Consider the following 16,671-nt stretch of genomic DNA (forward strand, 5'->3'; position numbering starts at 1 on the left):
TCTCCAGTGTCGGGAACAATCACACACACGCACGGTGCCGATGCGACGCCACACACGCACGGCGAGATGACCGCGCCGAGCGGAAAGCCGACGCGAGTCGACGCGCTGCTCGGGAAGGAGACCGACGAGGAGTGGGCCGGTCGACTCGACAATGCGGTAGTCGACGTCTTGTCGCTCGATCAGTGGGAAGCGCAGAAGAGTCGGTTACGACGCACCACGATCGGTGGCCGTGAATTGGCCGTCTCGCTTGATCGTGGTATTCAGTTGCAGGACGGCGACATTCTGCTGTGGGACGAGCCGGCGAACACCGTGGTCGTGGCCAGGATCAACCTCAAGGACGTGTTGGAGATCGACCTGAGCGCGCTGGTCGACGTCACGCCCGAGAAGATGATTCAGACGTGCCTGGAGTTGGGACATGCCGTGGGTAACCAGCACTGGCCTGCGGTGGTGAAGGGAATGAAGGTCTACGTTCCGTTGACCGTCGACAAGGCGGTCATGGGCTCGGTGATGCGTACGCATGCTTTCGAGGGCATCGAGTACACCTTCATCCCGGGCGCCGAGGTCATTCCCTACATCGCTCCACACGAGGCACGCCGTTTGTTCGGTGCGGCCGCGCGTGAGGGCGAGGGGCATACCCATGACCCTCTCGTCTGAGGGATCCGGGCTCAGCATCAACCGCGCGATGCGGATGATGCAGTTTTCCGATTCCATGTTCCCGGTCGGTTCCTTCTCGTTCTCCAACGGTTTGGAATCGGCCGTGGCGCAAGGAATTGTCACGGGTGGTCCGTCGCTGCGGGAGTTTGTGCTCTCGGCCGCCCATCAGGGCGCGACGTGCGACGGTATCGCCGTACTCGCAGCGCACCGGGGTGCGGCAGCCGGTGATTTCTCGGCGATCCTCGCCGCTGATCATGCAGTGATCGAACGCAAACTCAACGAAGAAGCACGCACGATGAGTACCCGCATGGGTAAGAAGTTGGCCGAACTCGGCGGGCGCTTGGCCGGTGAGACCCTGTTCAACAAGTGGTTGGCCGCGATCGCATCGGGGGAGACGCCGGGTACCTACCCCGTCGGCCTCGGAATTGCTTTCGCGGAGATGGGTTCTCCGGAAGAGGACGCTTTCACGGTCAATCAGTACGGTGTCGCGATGACGTTGCTCGGCGCTGCCCTTCGTATCGTCCGAGTCGATCACCTCACGACGCAAGAGATTCTGTTCGAGGTCAATCAGAGCGCCGGCCGTGAGTACGCCGCAGTGCGTGACTACGGACTCGACGACATGTCCAATTTCGCCCCGATGATCGACATTCTGGCTGCGGTTCACGTCAAGGCGCACGTCCGAATGTTCATGAACTAGAAGGAGAACGATGAAGAAGACAACGCGCATCGGAATCGGCGGACCCGTGGGTTCGGGTAAGACCGCACTCATCGAGGCGATCACGCCGGAGTTCATCAAGCGGGGCACCAGCGTTCTGATCATCACCAATGACGTGGTCACCACCGAAGATGCCAAGCATGTGCGCAAGGCTCTCAAAGGTGTTCTCGTGGAGGAACGTATCGTCGGCGTGGAGACGGGAGCCTGCCCACACACCGCCGTCCGCGAAGACCCGAGTATGAATCTCGCGGCGGTCGAGGACATGGAGAAAACGTTCCCGGACACCGACGTGGTGTTCATCGAAAGTGGTGGCGACAACCTCACACTGACGTTCAGTCCAGCTCTGGTCGACTTCTTCATCTACGTCATCGACGTAGCCGCAGGCGACAAGATTCCGCGCAAGAACGGTCCGGGAATCTCGCAGTCCGACATCCTGGTCATCAACAAGACCGATCTCGCACCGTACGTCAACGCCGATCTCGGAGTCATGGATCGCGACTCCAAGGGGATGCGCGGCGACAAGCCGTTCGTCTTCACCAATTGCATGACCGGGGAAGGCATCAAGGAAGTGGTGGACCTCATCGTGCACGGAGTCCTCTTCGACGAAGAGGAAGTGGGAGCGAGCGCACCGTGAGCGCAACGTCCGTCCCGGGGGCATCGCGGTCGCTCCCGGGGCCGATCCCGACCATCCCGGAACTCGACCAGTACCAGGACCAGCCGAAGCAGGCCCCGGCCGGCAAGGTCGGGAAGACCGGCGTTCTCGAGATGCGATTTGTCGACCGTGGCGACAAGACGATTCTGCGGGACATGTACCGCAAGACACCGCTGCTCGTTCAGCAGGCGCTGTACTGGGACGAAGCGTTGCCGACCATGCCGTGCGTCTACATGATCTCGACGTCCGGCAGTGTGTTGCAAGGCGATCGACTGTTCCTGACCATCGAGATGGAACCGGGTTCCCTCGCGCACGTGACCACTCAGTCGGCCACCAAGGTTCACCGGATGGATGCCAATCACGCGTCGCAACTCCAGAAAGTGGTGCTCGCGGAGAATTCGTATCTCGAACTGATGCCCGGGGTGACGATCCCACACCGCAACGCGAGGTACTACGCGCGCACCGACATCACGGTGGATCCGACTGCAACGCTGTTGTTCTCGGAGATCGTGATGTCGGGTCGCAAGTACCACGACGGCGGAGAGATGTTCGTCTACGACCTGTACTCCACAATGATCAAGGCGGAGCGTCCGGACGGGAAGAACCTCTTCACCGAGAAATTGGTGATCGAACCGGCACGCTTCCCCGTGCGATACGGCGGAATCATGGGCGACCACGACGTGTTCGGCAATGTCATCCTGCTGACACCGAAGGAGCACGCCGACGCGATTCTCGAAGAGGTAGTTCCGGGCCGTGACGGCAAGGTCGTTTCCGGAGCGAGTCGGCTACCGAACGACGCCGGTCTCATCTTCAAAGTCCTCGGTCCGGAGAGCGAACCCGTCAAGGCGAAGGTTCGTGATTTCTGGGCTCTGGTGCGAAAGGCAGTTCTGGACACCACCATTCCGCCCGTCCCGCTGTGGGGATGACGCGGATCGTCGGAGAAGGATCGAGGGACGTGCGATGACCACCATCACCAAACCCTGGGACGACGTCGCGGACAAGAACGTCGTGCTCAGATTCATCGACACCAATCTCAAAGGCTCCGGGCAGGTGATGTTCCAGGGCAATGCGCTGACGGGCCTGCTGTTTCTGGTCGGTATCTTCTGGGGAGCGATAGCCGCGGACACGATCACCGTCGCAATTGGTGCCGTGGTGGGTCTGGTGGTATCCACCGTCACCGGCATGATGCTGCACTCCGACGACGATTCGATGCGTATCGGCCTGTACGGATACAACGGAGTTCTTGTGGGAGCTGCCTTTCCGACGTTCCTTGCCGGCGGTGTGATGCTGTGGATCTACCTCGTGGTGGGAGCTGCCGCGTCGACGATCGCGTTCCTGGCCGTTGCCAATGTCTTCAAGACGTGGGGCGTACCGGCGCTGACCTTTCCGTTCAACCTCGTCAACTGGTTCTTCCTCCTCGCGGCGTTCCAGTTCCTGCGGATCGAAACGTCAGACCTCAGCGCGGGCCAGTTTCCCCAGCACATCGGGGACGCGTCAGTTCATGCCGAAATTACTTTCAGCTTCCTGTGGGACACGCTGTTCCGCAACGTCTCCCAGATCTTTCTGATCAACAACACCGTCACCGGCATTATCTTCGTGATCGCGCTGCTGGTCGCGTCGCGTTGGGCGGCGTTGTTCGCGCTCATCGGTTCCGCGATAGCGATGGGTTCGGTACTGGCGCTGGGCGCAAACACCGTCGACATCGGCAATGGTCTCTACGGGCTCAGTTCGGTGCTGACGGCAATTGCTCTCGGATCGGTGTTCTACAACCCGTCGTGGCGTGTGTTCGTCTACACCGTCTTCGGAGTACTGGTGACTGTTGTCATCCACGGCACGCTGGTGTCTGCCTTTGCTCCGATCAGCCTGCCGGCCGGAACGGGCCCGTTCGTCTTCGCGACGTGGCTGTTCCTGCTGCCGAAGAAGAAGTTCGTTCCCATCCAGCACGACACCATCGAGGGTGGAGCGGCCGAGGGCAAGGATTCGATCGCGAAGGCGAACGGATAGGGCTCGAACGGGCAGAAGTTCCTAGATCGTTCCGCTATGGCACCCTCGCGAACCGGTATCACTCGAGTATTGTCTGGCCTTCGGTAGTCGGGCATGGTCGAAGCATGACCGTGCAGGTAGTTGTGATGGGTGTGGCCGGTGCTGGAAAAAGCACCGTGGCAGTGGGTCTCGCCACGTCTCTCGGGGCAGACTTCGTCGACGGTGACGATCTGCACCCCGAGTCCAATGTCGCCAAAATGCGTTCGGGGACACCGTTGACCGACGAAGACCGTGTGCCGTGGCTCGACGCGATCGCGGCCTGGCTTTCCGAGCGTGCCGATGCGGGACGAACAGGCGTCGTTGCCTGTTCGGCTCTGCGAAAGGACTATCGGGGCCGGTTGCGCCCGGACGGTCTCGACGTGCAGTTCGTCCACCTGGCCGGTGATTTCGAGACTATCTCCGCACGTATGCGTTTCCGCGCCGGGCACTTCATGCCGGAGAGTCTGCTCATCTCCCAGTTCGAGGCTCTCGAACCGCTTACAGACGACGAGCGCGGCATCACGCTGAATGTCGTCTCCGAACCGAGCACACTGGTGGGCGAGGCAGTCGACTACATCCATACATCTCAGAGGAGCGTCACAGCGTGAGTAGCACCGCAAGCCCCGGCCCGTTCGACATTTCCGGGAAGGTCGCGCTGGTGACGGGTTCGAGCCGAGGCATCGGCTCGGCCCTCGCGACTGGTCTCGCCGAGGCGGGTGCGGTGGTGGTGCTCAACAGCCGAAATTCCGACGTGCTCGAAGCCGAGCGTCGACGCATCGCCGACGCGACCGGCGCAACGGTGCACGCATACGCGTTCGACGTCACCGATTCGGCCGCCGTCCGGGATGCGGCGACACGCATCGAGGCGGAGGTCGGCCCGGTCGAGATCGTTGTCAACAACACCGGCGTGCAGCACCGCGCCCCGCTTCTCGAGTTCGGCGACGACGACTTCCGGCGTGTCATGGACACCAACCTGACCAGTGCGTTCTACGTCGGACGTGAATTCGCCCGCGGCATGGTCGAGCGCGGACACGGGAAGATCGTCAACATCTGCTCGGTGCAGAGCGAACTCGGCCGAGCGGGAATCGCACCGTACGCAGCCAGCAAGGGCGGGCTCAAGATGCTCACCCGCGGGATGTGCGCCGACTGGGCACCCTTCGGTTTGCAGATCAACGCGATCGCACCGGGATACTTCGACACCGAACTGACCTCTGCGCTGGTCAACGATCCGGAGTTCACCGCGTGGCTCGCCAAGCGGACACCCGCCGGACGTTGGGGCCGTACGGAGGAGCTGATCGGGTCGCTACTGTTCTTGGCCTCCCCGGCTTCGGATTTCGTCAACGGTCAGATCCTCTACGTCGACGGCGGAATGACGGCCGTCGTCTGATTGTCCGCTGTTAGATCGTCCGCTACTCGAACAGAAAGCACCCACATGACAGACGCCAGCGCCCCTCGCATCCACCTCGGTCCCGTCGAGGATCCTCACGTCGCCGACGGAATACGCCGAGCCGGTGGAGTTCTCGTTCCACTGGCAGACGCCGAGGGCGTCGTGTGGGTACACGGGCCGGAGACGTTCCCGTCGTCGCTACCCGATTCGGTTCGCTGGGTGCAGTTGCCGTTCGCCGGCATCGAGCCCTGGTTCGACGCCAAGGTGATCGACGACAAGCGGGTCTGGACGTCTGCTGCCGGAGCGTACGCGGGCAATGTTGCCGAACATACGATGATGCTTCTCCTCGCCGGAGTTCGTTCTCTCCCCGAACAATTGGCGGCGCAGTCGTGGCGCAAGGAAGAGTTCGACCCGCGGGTGGGCACTTTGCAGGGCTCGACAGTGGCGATCATCGGTTGCGGCGGAATCGGCCGTGCGTTGATCCCGTACCTCGCCGCGTCCAAAGTCAAGGTCATCGCGATCACCCGCTCCGGGACCCCTGTCGAGGGTGCTTCCGAAACGCTCTCGGCCGACCGCACCGGCGAAATCTGGTCCAAGGCAGATCACTTCGTGATCGCAGCACCGTCGACATCCGCGACGCGGCATCTGGTCGGCAAGGCCGAACTGGACCAGATGTCGGAGTCGAGCTGGATCGTGAACATCGCGCGTGGCACCCTCGTCGACACGGACGCATTGGTCGACGCACTGGAAGCCGGTTCGATCGGCGGGGCGGCACTGGACGTCACCGATCCCGAGCCGTTGCCGGACGGGCATCGGTTGTGGAAGCTGCCCAACGCGATCATCACTCCACACGTCGCCAACCCGGCTACGACGCTCACCCGCGTCCTGACAGATCACGTTGCAGCCAACGTCGCCCGATTCGCCGCAGGTGAGGACCTCGCCGCCGTGATCGATCCGTCGGCGGGCTACTGACCGCTCGCGTTGGTTCCCTTCACGTAATCGGCAACGACGGTGCGCAGAACATCGCGCACCGCCTCGGCCGGTTTGGAGAGGGGCTGATTGGCCGGGGTGCCAAGGGAGACATGCACTTCGATGCCCGGCTCGATGCGTCGTAGCTCGAGCGCTTCGACGTCCATGACCCTGCGGGCCACCGACCACGGCAGAACCGTCGCGCCCAATCCGGTGCGTACGGCCTCGGACAGCGTCATCACCGATTCCACTTCGGCCACGACGTTCGGTTGCTGCTCTGCACGGTCGAAAGCCTGCTCCACCACCTTGCGGATGGTGTGCATCCGACCCGGAAGCAATAGTGGCAGTTCGGCGATCTCGGGCAGGGAGATGTCGGATCCCGATTCGCCTGCCAGTCCGGTACCGAACGGCGCAACCACCACCAGCTCCTCGGTGAGCAAGCGTTCGAACGTCACACCCTTGATCGGGCCGGCGTCGTACAACAACGCCAGATCCATGCGACCGGTCATCATCGCTTCGCTGAGCACGCCACCGAAGTTCTCGTTGATGTGCAACAAGATATTCGGGTGCTGCTCGCGCACACGGGCCAAGAGCGGCAAGGCGATTGCCGTCGCGGTGCTGTACGGGGCGAGGCCGACCGAGACGCCACCCGCCAGCGCCCGTCCGACCACGGACACCTCGGCCTGGGCACTCTCCACCTGACGCAGAATCACCTGAGCATGCCGATAGAGTGCGTGCCCCGCATCGGTCGGCTCGACACCCTGTTTGCTGCGGATCAGAAGTTGCTGACCGAACTGCGTTTCCAGCGACGTCATCTGTTGGCTCAGGGCGGGTTGTGCGATGTGCAGGATGTCGGCGGCTCGGGTGATGCTGCCGGCATCGACAATTCGTACGAACGAGTAGAGCCTTCTCGTGTCCATGCTGTGCAAACTACCAGCTCAACGGACATATCGAATTCCGATCACCCCAACGCGAAACGGTATTAACAACCCTTTGGCGTTCCTGAGTAGCGTCCCAGAAACACCGAAGTCGACACACAGAACTTCGACAGTCGGACCAACCACGGGCAACGGCGCCCGTACGAACAAGTAAACGAACCGGAAGGACCGAAATGGCAACCAGCATCGATCTTGTCGCCGATCTCGGCGAAGGTTTCGGCACGTGGACCATGGGCGCCGACGATGCTCTGCTCGACACGCTGACTTCGGCCAACATCGCTTGCGGATTCCATGCAGGCGATCCACGAACCATGGATGCGACCGTGCGGGGGTGCGTATCGCGCGGTATCGGCATCGGCGCGCATCCGAGTTTTCCGGACCTCGCCGGATTCGGACGTCGCGCGATGGATCTCAGTGAGAACGAGGTCCGAACCGACGTGCTGTTCCAACTCGGCGCCCTTCACGCCTTTGCGGTCGCGAGCGGAACGTCGTTGTCGCACATCGCTCCCCACGGCAAGCTCGGGAATCTTGTTGCCGTACGCCAGGATTACGCGCGCGCCGTCGTCGATGCGGTCGCGGCCTTCGATCCGTCGTTGATCGTGCTCGCCCAGGACGGGGCGTTGGCCGACGAGGCGACTGCCCGCGGATTGAGCGTCGGCATCGTCGGAATCGCGGATCGCGCATACAACTCCGACGGAACTCTCGTGCCCCGCAGCGAGCCGGGAGCGGTGATTCACGACGTCGACGTTCTGGTCGAGCGGACCGTTCGGATGGTGGTCGAGGAAGTCGTCGAAGCTGTGGACGGCACGTTGATCCCGGTTGTCGCCGATACGGTCCTCGTGCACGGTGACAACCCCGGTGCCGTCGCGAACGCGAAGGCGATTCGCGCCGCGCTCGAGGCCGCCGGTGTCACCATTGCGCCGCTGACCCGGGTCGTGGCGTCACGGCGGGCCCGTGATGTCGGGTGTTCCGCGTGAAGACCTACGTCGCCGACTGCGGTGACGCCGCCGTTCGCGTCAGTGTCAGCGGCGGGACCGCCGAGCAGAACTGGAACACCGTTCGATCGATCGCTGCACGTTTCGATCTCGGTGCCGACGGCATCGTCAGCGTCATCCCGACATACGACGCCCTGCTGGTCGAGTTCGACAACCTCCTCACCGACCACGACGCCGTCCGCGGCCTGGTTCGCGAAGCAACGACTATCCCCCGACCGCTGGAAGGTGAACCTAGGACGTTCGAGATCCCCGTCGTCTACGGGGGCGAACACGGCCCGGACCTGGGTGATACAGCGCGGTTTCTCGGCGTCACCGAAGCCGAAGTGGTGCGCCTTCACTCCGCAGCCCCGTTGGTCATGCGTTGCTACGGCTCACCCGGCGGCGCCCCGATGCTCGACGGCCCGGCGTTCGGCCTTCCCATCCCGCGCCGATCGAGCCCGCGACCGCACGTCGCGGCCGGTTCCGTTGCGGTGGCCGGACGTCAGGCAGTCGTTTCGGCCAGGCCTGCGCCCGGCGGTTGGGCAGTGATCGGCCGGACCCCGCTCATCTTGGTCGATCCGGCGTCGGAGCAGATTTCTGCCTACCGCCCGGGCGATCTGTTCGTCTTCCGTGCGATCGACGCCGATCGCTGGGACGACTTCGACGGACGCTCGCTCCTGCCCGTAGGGGGTGATCCCCATGGCTGAGACCGTCACCGTCCTGACTCCCGGAATCAGCTCCGTCCAGGATTTGGGGCGTGGATCGGCGTCACAGTTCGGTCAGGCGACGGGCGGCGCAGCCGACCAGATCAGCGCGGAGATCGCCAACGCGTTGGTGGGTAGTAGGCGCGAGGCCCCGCTACTGGAGTTGACGGCCCTCGACTTTTCAGCGTCGGCGTCCACGGATCTGCTGATCGCCGTCACGGGTGCACCCGCAACGGTGACGGTGGACGGACATCGGCAACCGCAGTGGGAACCGATCGTCTGGCGAGCCGGTCAGCGGCTTGCCGTCACCGGAATCCACGACGGATTGCGCGTCTACGTCGCCGTCCACGGAGAGCTGACGGCCGACTACCTCCTGGGCAGCTGCGCTCCCGACCAGGTCCTCGGATTCGGCCGTCACTTGACCGCGGGGGAGACGCTGGTCGTCGACACCGACTGCCCGCCGATCGACCACCCGGTCTTCCGGCTACCGCTGTTCCGGTTGTTGCCCGACCGACCGTCCTTCGGCAACGTGTGGACGCTCGACGTGACCGACGGCCCCGACATCGACGACTTCGGGGAGAGTGCAGCCGCGCTGTTCGGCACCGAATTCGTGGTGGGCGATCAGAGCAATCACATCGGGCTTCGGCTGGCATCTACCGATGAGCAGCCGCTCCCACAGCGCACCGGCACCGGCGAGGTCCTCTCGCGCGGCGTCCCCATCGGCGCCGTCGAAGTACCCGCTGGCAACGAACTTCTGGTCCTGCATCGAGGTAGAGGCGTCACCGCCGGTTATCCGGTGCTGGCAGTCGTCACCACCGTTTCACTCTCACAGCTGGGACAGGCCCGACCCGGGCACCGCGTCCGATTCCGGAACTGCAGCGTCGCAACGGCGGTTGCAGAGCACCGCGAACAGCAGCACCGCATCGCCTTGCTGAGGCGGCGTGTGGAGAACGTATTCACCACCCTCCGGATACCTCTTCACACCTCGGAAGCCCGAGTACCGAGCCACGTCGGCACCACACGCCCCGCGAGCGCTCCGCGCCGCGCGTCTATTTTGGAGACAGCATGACCAACACCATCGAAGCGGTAGACGGCCAGGTAGCCGACCCGCGCAAGGTCCGGAAAGTCGTCGCAGCGGGCTGCGTCGGCATCTTCGTCGAGCTCTACGACAACGGTGTCTTCGCGTTCATGGCGACGGCACTGGCCATCGTGTTCTTCGACGTATCGAAGTCGAGCGACGCGCTGATGCTGGTGTTCGCCGGCTACGCGGTCTCGTTCTTCGTTCGGCCCCTCGGCGCGGTGGTCTGCGGCATCCTCGGCGACCGGATCGGTCGACAGAAGATGTTGGTGTTCGTCATCATGCTGATCAGCGTGGCGACCGCCGGTATCGGCTTGCTGCCCACCTACGCGGCCATCGGTATCGCGGCACCGGCACTGCTGATCTTTCTGCGGATCGTGCAGGGATTCTCCGTCGGTGGTGAAGCTGCCGGCGCCATGACGTTCCTCGCCGAACACGCCCCGGAAGGCAAGCGCGGCTTGATCACGAGCTACGCGCAGATCGCGTCGTTCCTCGCACTGCTGACCGGAACGATGATCGCGTTTGCCATGTCGCCGTGGCTCAACGCCGACGCGATCAACGGCGGCGGACTCGCATCGTGGGCGTGGCGCATCCCGTTCCTCATGGCCATTCCGATGGGAATCATCGGCTGGTACATCCGCCGCGCGATCTCCGATACCCCGAACTTCGAGCGGCTCAAGGAATCCGGCGGTTTGTCGCGCAATCCGCTCAAGGAAGCATTCTCCACTCCCGAACACCGTCGCGCCATGATCCTCGCCCTGTTCATCCCCTTGATGAATGGTTCCGGCTACTACGTTCTGTTCTCGTACATGCCCACGTTCCTCAAAGGCGATCAGATCGGATTCTCGACCGGGACAGCGCTTCTCGTTACCGCATCCAGCCTGGTCGCGATCTGCTTCGCGATTCCGTTCATGGGTGCTCTCTCCGACCGGATCGGTCGCAAGAAGGTCATCGCCGGTGCAGCTGCGGCAATGGCGATCGGAGCGATCCCCTGCTATGCCATGATCGTGACCGGCAACGTCGGCCTCGCCGTTCTCGGTGCTTGCCTCATGGCAGTGATCTTCGCCGGGCACACAGCCGTCATCCACATCCTGATCGTCGAACTGTTCCCCACGCGGGTTCGCTACTCCGCCTACGGTTTGGGTTACAACATCTCGTCCGCACTCTTCGGTGGTACCGCACCGTTGTTGATGACCTGGTTGATCCCCGAATTCGGTATCTACGTTCCCGCCTTCTACGCGGTCATCACCGCAGTCGGCACGCTGATCGCGGTCAGCACCATCACCGATCGCGCCCACGTTCCGCTACGCGACACTCTGTGACTTCTCGCGTGAGTCACTCCTGATCCGGCCCGGTGGCCGCCTGCAGTCCGCGGCGGCCGCCGGGTCATACCAATTTCTTCCTGTAGGAGCACACAATGCCTTTCTCCGATTACCGCACAGCTCTCGTCACCGGCGCCAACACCGGAATGGGTGCCGCCGTCACCGAGATGTTCACCAAGCGCGGACTGACGGTCTACGGCGTCGCCCGCAATGCCGACAAGCTCGGTGAGGTTGCCGATCGCACCGGAATGATCCCTCTGCCCGTGGACATCACCGACACCGCCGCGCTCGCCGAAGCTGTCGGCGGACTGGAGATCGACATCCTCGTCAACAACGCGGGGGTGTCCGCAACCGGAAACATTCTCGACGCCGAAGAAGCATCGGTCGACGCGATGGTGGACGTGAATCTTCGTGCGGTGCTGCACCTGTGCCGCATTCTGCTGCCGGGAATGGTGGAGCGCGATCTAGGTCATGTCGTCAACATCAGCTCCATCGCCGGCCTGTACAACTTCTACGGCCACACTGCCTACCACGCGACCAAGGCTGCGGTGCACCAGATTTCGCGCCAGCTGCGAAACGACTGCATCGGCAAGCGGATTCGAGTGACCGAGATCTGCCCTGGCCGGGTCGAGACCGAGATCTTCGGTCGCAACCTCGGCGGCACGCCCGAAGCCATGAAGGAAGCGTGGGAGACCTTCTACGAAGGCTACGAATCCATCACTACCAAGGACATCGCGGATACCATCGAGTTCGCGATCGACGCCCCTGGCCACGTCAATCTTGGTCTCATCGAGGTGCTCCCCACCTTCCAGGTGCCCGGTGGCCTCGACTTCATCCGTCGCAACGACTGAGAGAGCGCATCATGAGTTTTGTACTACCGGAAACGACGCTCGGAGTGGTGGCCCATGCGGCAGGTGACCTGCGGGTCGAGCATGTTGCGTTGACTGCGCCGACCGCCGAGCAGGCAGTGATCGAGATCGCTTACGGCGGTGTGTGTGGATCAGATCTGCACTACTGGACGCACGGCGCGGCGGGGGAGTCGATTCTGAAGGCACCGATGCTGCTCGGTCACGAGGTGGTCGGCACGGTCGTGACGGCCGCGGCGGACGGAACGGGGCCGGCAGTTGGAACTTCCGTGGCCGTACACCCCGCAACGCCCGGTGGGACCGCGCCTCGGTTCCCGAGCGATCGGCCCAACCTCTCGCCCTGCTGCACATACCTGGGAAGTGCAGCGCAGTACCCACACACCGAGGGCGCCTTCGTGAAATACGCAGTGCTCCCGACACGCATGCTCCGGGAACTGCCCGAGGGGTTGGACCTGCGGACTGCGTCGGTAGCCGAACCGGCAAGCGTTGCCTGGCACGCTGTTTCGCGAGCGGGAGACGTACGCGGGAAGAAGGCGCTGGTCGTCGGCTGCGGACCCATCGGCGCACTGGTCGTGGCTGTGCTCAAACGAGCAGGCGCGCAGTCGATCACCGCGGTCGACGTGCACGACGTTCCGCTGCAGATCGCGTCGACGCTCGGTGCGGATCGGGTTCTCGAGGCCACCGACGCCGAGGCAGTCGCCGCATCCGATGCCGACGTGGTCGTCGAGTGCACCGGCAATCATCGCGGGCTCGAATCCGCTATTCGCGGGGCGACGCGCGGTGGACGGGTGGTCATGCTCGGGCTTCTTCCGTCCGGACCTCAACCGGTACACATTTCGCTGGCGATCACGCGAGAGTTGGAGTTGGTGGGCTCATTCCGCTTCAACGACGAAATCGACGAGGTGCTGCTCGCCCTCGCCGACGGTTCGCTTGCTGTCGATGCTGTTCTCACACACGAATATCCGGTCGAGGAAGCTCTGGAAGCCTTCGCAGTCGCCAAGGATGCTTCGGTGTCGGGGAAGGTGCTGTTGCGGTTCTGAGTCCTTCGACCCTGTGCGCCTTTATTAACCGCGGGCGGTTAATAAAGGCGCACAGCAGGTTATTCGACCACCAGGCCCTTGGCTTCCAGCAGGGCAGTCAGATTGCTCACCTCGAGTGGGGTCTCGCCCCGCTTGTAACGCTCGATGTACCCGGCTTCGGCTTCGTCACGGGCACGCGAGAGTTCGATTGCCTCGGCAACCTCCTCGCGGCGGACCACGACAACGCCGTCGCAGTCACCCTTGACGACGTCACCGGGATAAATGACCTGTTCTCCGAAGACCAGGGGATGGTTGATCGGGCCGAGAGATTCCTTGACGGTTCCCTCGATGTACACGTGCTTGGAGAAGACGGGGAATCCGAGTTCGCGGATCTCCCGGGTATCGCGCACTCCGCCGTCGGTGACCAGTGCGGTAATGCCGCGCGCAACACAGGCATTGGCCAGAACATCGCCGAACTGGCCGGCGGCTTGATCACCTGAAGAGACGATCAGGACGTCACCCGGCTGTGCGTAGCTGATCGCCACCTGCAGCATGAGGTTGTCACGGGGATGGCACTTGACTGTGAAGGCGGAGCCGCAGAACTTCATGTCGCGGTCGATCGGTTTGATCGCCGGATGCAGCGACCCCTTACGTCCCTGTGCCTCGTGAATCGTGGCCGCGGAGAACGTCCCCAGTTCGGCAATCAGGTCCTTGTCCGCGCGATCAATTTTCGTCTTGACGTGAATCATCTTGTACTCCAGAAAGTATGAAAGATCAGGAAAGGCGTTCGACTGCCGCGGCGATCTGTGCCGCGGCCTTTTCGAGGACGGCCTCGGAGGTGGCGAAGGAGACACGGAAGTACGGCGATGCGCCGTAAGCCGAACCCTGAATGGTGGCAACCGACGCCTCGTCGAGGAGATAGAGGACGAGATCCTGGTCGGACTCGATCACGGTGCCATCCGGGGTCTGCTTGCCGATCAAGCCGGCACAGTTGACGAACAGGTAGAACGCACCCTGCGGCACGACGGGCTCGAGCCCGGGGACAACACTGAGGAGGTGAGCCGAGAGGTCGCGTCGTCGTCGGTAACTTCGTACGGATTCGGTGAGGAAACTCTGGTCGCCGGTGAGGGCTTCCACGGCTGCGGCCTGGCTGATCGAGGACGGGCAGGAAGAACTCTGACCCTGCAGTTTGTTGACGGCGCCGATCAATCCGGAATTTCCGAGTCCGTATCCGAGTCGCCACCCGGTCATGGCATGAGACTTGGAGACTCCGTTGGTGACCAGTACCTGATCACGGAGGTGCGGAGCGACCTGCAGCAGACTCGGGATCGGAGCGTCGCCGAAGTTGATCTCGTCGTAGATCTCGTCGACCAACACACTGACATGGGGATTGGCCTCGATCACTTCGGCGAGGGCCTGCAGCTGCTCGCGGGTGTACACAGATCCGGTGGGGTTGCCCGGGGCATTGAGGATGACCCACTTGGTGTTCGAAGTGATTGCAGCGGATAGTGCTTCGGCTGTGAGAAGAAAGTTGTCGGACTCCTCGCACTGAACGATCACCGGAGTTCCGTCGTGAGCGAGGACCATATCCGGGTACGAAACCCAGTAAGGGGCGGGAACGATAACCTCGACGCCGGCTTCGACCGTCGCCATGAGAGCGAGGAAGATGACCTGTTTCGCGCCGCCGCCGACGGTGATCTGGTTGTCCGCGTACTGGATTCCGGTTCGCGAAGCCGCGCGTGCTGCGATTGCCTCGCGTAGAGCCGGGATGCCGTTGACTGCGGTGTACTTGGTCTGACCCGTGTTGATCGCAGTGATCGCCGCAGACTTGATGTTGTCGGGTGTGTCGAAATCGGGCTCCCCGACGGTCAGGTCGAGTATTTCACGGCCCTGGGCCTTCAGCTCGCGCACTCGTTGTGCGGCAGCCACACTCGGCGACTCCCTGATTCTGTCGACGCGCGCAGCCGGAACGAAAGTCGCCATGATGGTCTGCTCCTGGGTCCGGGGTGAGCGTGGATTCCCGTCGTCGACGAGCCACAGTTCTCACTCGGTGATCCGTTCGACCATAGGGTCCTACCAGGGCATCTGACCAAGACCGAACCGTTGTGGCCCGATAAGCAAACGTGATGGAGCGGCGACGGAATCAGACCGACAGAACGCGCAGATCCTCGAGACCGTCCACGACGGGAACGCGCCACGACGCAAGCTCTTCCGGTCCCTGCTCGTCCCACAGCTCGAACAGTTCCGAATCGGTCGATGCGATGGTGCGCTCCACCATTTCGATCAGCCAGGTGAGCCGTTCACTGGTCAGAGCCGAGGTGAAGGAGTCGAGATCGAGGTCTTGGGTGGCAGGGTCACGCTTGCGGTCGGCACGCACGATCAGTACCAATTCGAGCAAGGCGACGGCGATTTGACCGCCGTCGACCTCGAGGTAGTCGTCTTCGAATGCCCACTTCACCGATTCGAAGGTGAAATCACCGTGCCCGATGGACGCGATCAAATCCCCTGCACCGTCGTTCTCGAACGGTCCCGATCCCCACGCGCCCACTGTCTACTCTTTTCCGATTGCCGTGTCAGCGCGCTTCGAGCGCGATCTTCGCTCCGAATCCTAGAAGAACTGTTCCGGTTATGCGCTCGAGTGCCTGTCGCACTCGGGGCTTTTCGAAGGTGCTACGCGCTCGCGAGAGAAGGACCACGTAGCCACTGAGCCACACGATGGTGATGGCTGCGTGGATGAGCACCAGCAATGCAAGCGACGGTCCCGTCGGCCACCCGGCCGGAACCAACTGCGGCAACAGTCCGGTGTAGAAGACGGCGATCTTGGGGTTGAGCAGGTTGGTGGTGAAGCCCGTCTTCCATGTCCCGGCCTTCTGCGATCGTGGAGCGTCGGCATTGTGTTGCATCCGCGACGTCCGGCTCTCCCACAGTGCTCGCACACCGAGATAGATCAGGTAAGCCGCGCCGGCGAGCTTGACGACGGTGTACGCCTCCGCCGACGCGGCCAGGATCGCCGACAGCCCGAGGACGGTCAACAGACCCCACACCAGAAGGCCCGAGACGATGCCGGCCGCTACCCGGAAACCGGCGGATCTGCCCGCGCCGAGAGCAGCCTGCGTCACGACGGCCATGTCGGGCCCGGGGACCAGAGTCAGTAGGGCGAGGACAGCTGTGGCGGCGAGCAGAGCGGTCAGCATGCAACAAGTATGAAGTCGGGGTGGGGAGCATTGTCGGCCGGTGGTGTCGTGCCTGTGAACAAAGAGTGGCGCGGCGGTGTGAACTGCATGGACACGCCCGGAAACCGGCGTCTCGCGAGCCCTGTGCGACAAAGTTATGCACATTGTGGGGAAACGAATCGTTGCAGGTAGGAGGAA

19 protein-coding genes are annotated in these 16,671 nt (G+C 63.0%); 14 read left to right on the forward strand and 5 right to left on the reverse strand.

Going from position 1 to position 16,671, the window contains the following annotated elements; genetic code table 11:
- The first annotated feature begins 6 nt into the window (after positions 1-6).
- The 8 genes from ureE (at position 7) to KTR60_RS01410 (ending at position 6,402) form a co-directional block, all read left to right on the forward strand.
- Entirely contained in the window at positions 7-654 is a 648-nt protein-coding gene (gene ureE, locus KTR60_RS01375) for an urease accessory protein UreE (protein WP_007731715.1), read from the forward strand.
- Complete coding sequence (locus tag KTR60_RS01380; protein WP_047271507.1) at positions 638-1,351, forward strand: urease accessory protein UreF; 714 nt, start codon at positions 638-640, stop codon at positions 1,349-1,351. The genes ureE and KTR60_RS01380 overlap by 17 nt, the downstream gene beginning before the upstream one ends.
- A gap of 10 nt (positions 1,352-1,361) precedes the next feature.
- Positions 1,362-2,003: an urease accessory protein UreG gene (gene ureG, locus KTR60_RS01385; protein WP_007731713.1), complete on the forward strand. Its 642-nt coding sequence runs from the start codon at positions 1,362-1,364 to the stop codon at positions 2,001-2,003.
- A complete protein-coding gene (locus KTR60_RS01390; RefSeq protein ID WP_007731712.1) occupies positions 2,000-2,947 on the forward strand; it encodes an urease accessory protein UreD in 948 nt (315 codons plus the stop codon). The genes ureG and KTR60_RS01390 overlap by 4 nt, the downstream gene beginning before the upstream one ends.
- A 34-nt stretch (positions 2,948-2,981) precedes the next feature.
- Complete coding sequence (gene yut, locus KTR60_RS01395) at positions 2,982-4,025, forward strand: urea transporter (protein ID WP_030535783.1); 1,044 nt, start codon at positions 2,982-2,984, stop codon at positions 4,023-4,025.
- 104 nt (positions 4,026-4,129) lie between these two features.
- Positions 4,130-4,651, forward strand: coding sequence for a gluconokinase (locus KTR60_RS01400; RefSeq protein WP_030535782.1), 522 nt, complete (start codon positions 4,130-4,132; stop codon positions 4,649-4,651).
- Positions 4,648-5,430, forward strand: a complete 783-nt coding sequence (locus KTR60_RS01405) for an SDR family oxidoreductase (protein WP_007731708.1) — start codon at positions 4,648-4,650, stop codon at positions 5,428-5,430. Before KTR60_RS01400 ends, KTR60_RS01405 begins: the two co-directional genes overlap by 4 nt.
- Positions 5,431-5,475: 45 nt before the next feature.
- A complete protein-coding gene (locus KTR60_RS01410; RefSeq protein ID WP_092765338.1) occupies positions 5,476-6,402 on the forward strand; it encodes a D-isomer specific 2-hydroxyacid dehydrogenase family protein in 927 nt (308 codons plus the stop codon).
- Here KTR60_RS01410 and nac read toward each other — a convergent pair.
- The gene (nac, locus tag KTR60_RS01415) at positions 6,396-7,319 is read right to left on the reverse strand and encodes a nitrogen assimilation transcriptional regulator NAC (protein ID WP_030535780.1); all 924 of its coding nucleotides are present in this window, start codon (positions 7,317-7,319) and stop codon (positions 6,396-6,398) included. The genes KTR60_RS01410 and nac overlap by 7 nt on opposite strands.
- A gap of 191 nt (positions 7,320-7,510) precedes the next feature.
- Between nac and KTR60_RS01420 the strand changes: the two genes are divergently transcribed.
- From KTR60_RS01420 to KTR60_RS01445, 6 genes are all read left to right on the forward strand, one after another.
- Positions 7,511-8,314, forward strand: coding sequence for a LamB/YcsF family protein (locus KTR60_RS01420; protein ID WP_007731705.1), 804 nt, complete (start codon positions 7,511-7,513; stop codon positions 8,312-8,314).
- Entirely contained in the window at positions 8,311-9,018 is a 708-nt protein-coding gene (locus KTR60_RS01425; RefSeq protein WP_172403470.1) for a 5-oxoprolinase subunit B family protein, read from the forward strand. Before KTR60_RS01420 ends, KTR60_RS01425 begins: the two co-directional genes overlap by 4 nt.
- Complete coding sequence (locus KTR60_RS01430; RefSeq protein WP_007731701.1) at positions 9,011-10,084, forward strand: biotin-dependent carboxyltransferase family protein; 1,074 nt, start codon at positions 9,011-9,013, stop codon at positions 10,082-10,084. The genes KTR60_RS01425 and KTR60_RS01430 overlap by 8 nt, the downstream gene beginning before the upstream one ends.
- Positions 10,081-11,415, forward strand: a complete 1,335-nt coding sequence (locus KTR60_RS01435) for an MFS transporter (protein ID WP_042447696.1) — start codon at positions 10,081-10,083, stop codon at positions 11,413-11,415. Before KTR60_RS01430 ends, KTR60_RS01435 begins: the two co-directional genes overlap by 4 nt.
- A gap of 95 nt (positions 11,416-11,510) precedes the next feature.
- On the forward strand, positions 11,511-12,266 hold the full coding sequence (locus tag KTR60_RS01440; protein WP_007731698.1) for an SDR family oxidoreductase: 756 nt from the start codon (positions 11,511-11,513) through the stop codon (positions 12,264-12,266).
- 11 nt (positions 12,267-12,277) lie between these two features.
- Positions 12,278-13,321, forward strand: a complete 1,044-nt coding sequence (locus tag KTR60_RS01445) for an L-idonate 5-dehydrogenase (protein ID WP_054827404.1) — start codon at positions 12,278-12,280, stop codon at positions 13,319-13,321.
- Between the two features lie 59 nt (positions 13,322-13,380).
- On the opposite strand, the gene KTR60_RS01450 is transcribed toward KTR60_RS01445, so the two are convergent.
- The 4 genes from KTR60_RS01450 to KTR60_RS01465 form a co-directional block, all read right to left on the reverse strand.
- The gene (locus KTR60_RS01450; protein WP_007731695.1) at positions 13,381-14,049 is read right to left on the reverse strand and encodes a 4-carboxy-4-hydroxy-2-oxoadipate aldolase/oxaloacetate decarboxylase; all 669 of its coding nucleotides are present in this window, start codon (positions 14,047-14,049) and stop codon (positions 13,381-13,383) included.
- Between the two features lie 25 nt (positions 14,050-14,074).
- Positions 14,075-15,283: an aspartate transaminase gene (locus KTR60_RS01455; RefSeq protein ID WP_065351787.1), complete on the reverse strand. Its 1,209-nt coding sequence runs from the start codon at positions 15,281-15,283 to the stop codon at positions 14,075-14,077.
- A 160-nt stretch (positions 15,284-15,443) separates the two neighbouring features.
- The gene (locus KTR60_RS01460; protein WP_042447698.1) at positions 15,444-15,848 is read right to left on the reverse strand and encodes a DUF4259 domain-containing protein; all 405 of its coding nucleotides are present in this window, start codon (positions 15,846-15,848) and stop codon (positions 15,444-15,446) included.
- 25 nt (positions 15,849-15,873) lie between these two features.
- The gene (locus KTR60_RS01465; RefSeq protein ID WP_007731691.1) at positions 15,874-16,494 is read right to left on the reverse strand and encodes a LysE family translocator; all 621 of its coding nucleotides are present in this window, start codon (positions 16,492-16,494) and stop codon (positions 15,874-15,876) included.
- Positions 16,495-16,671: the final 177 nt, after the last annotated feature.

This window comes from Rhodococcus sp. C1 (genome assembly GCF_020809065.1).
GTDB lineage: Bacteria > Actinomycetota > Actinomycetes > Mycobacteriales > Mycobacteriaceae > Rhodococcus_F > Rhodococcus_F qingshengii.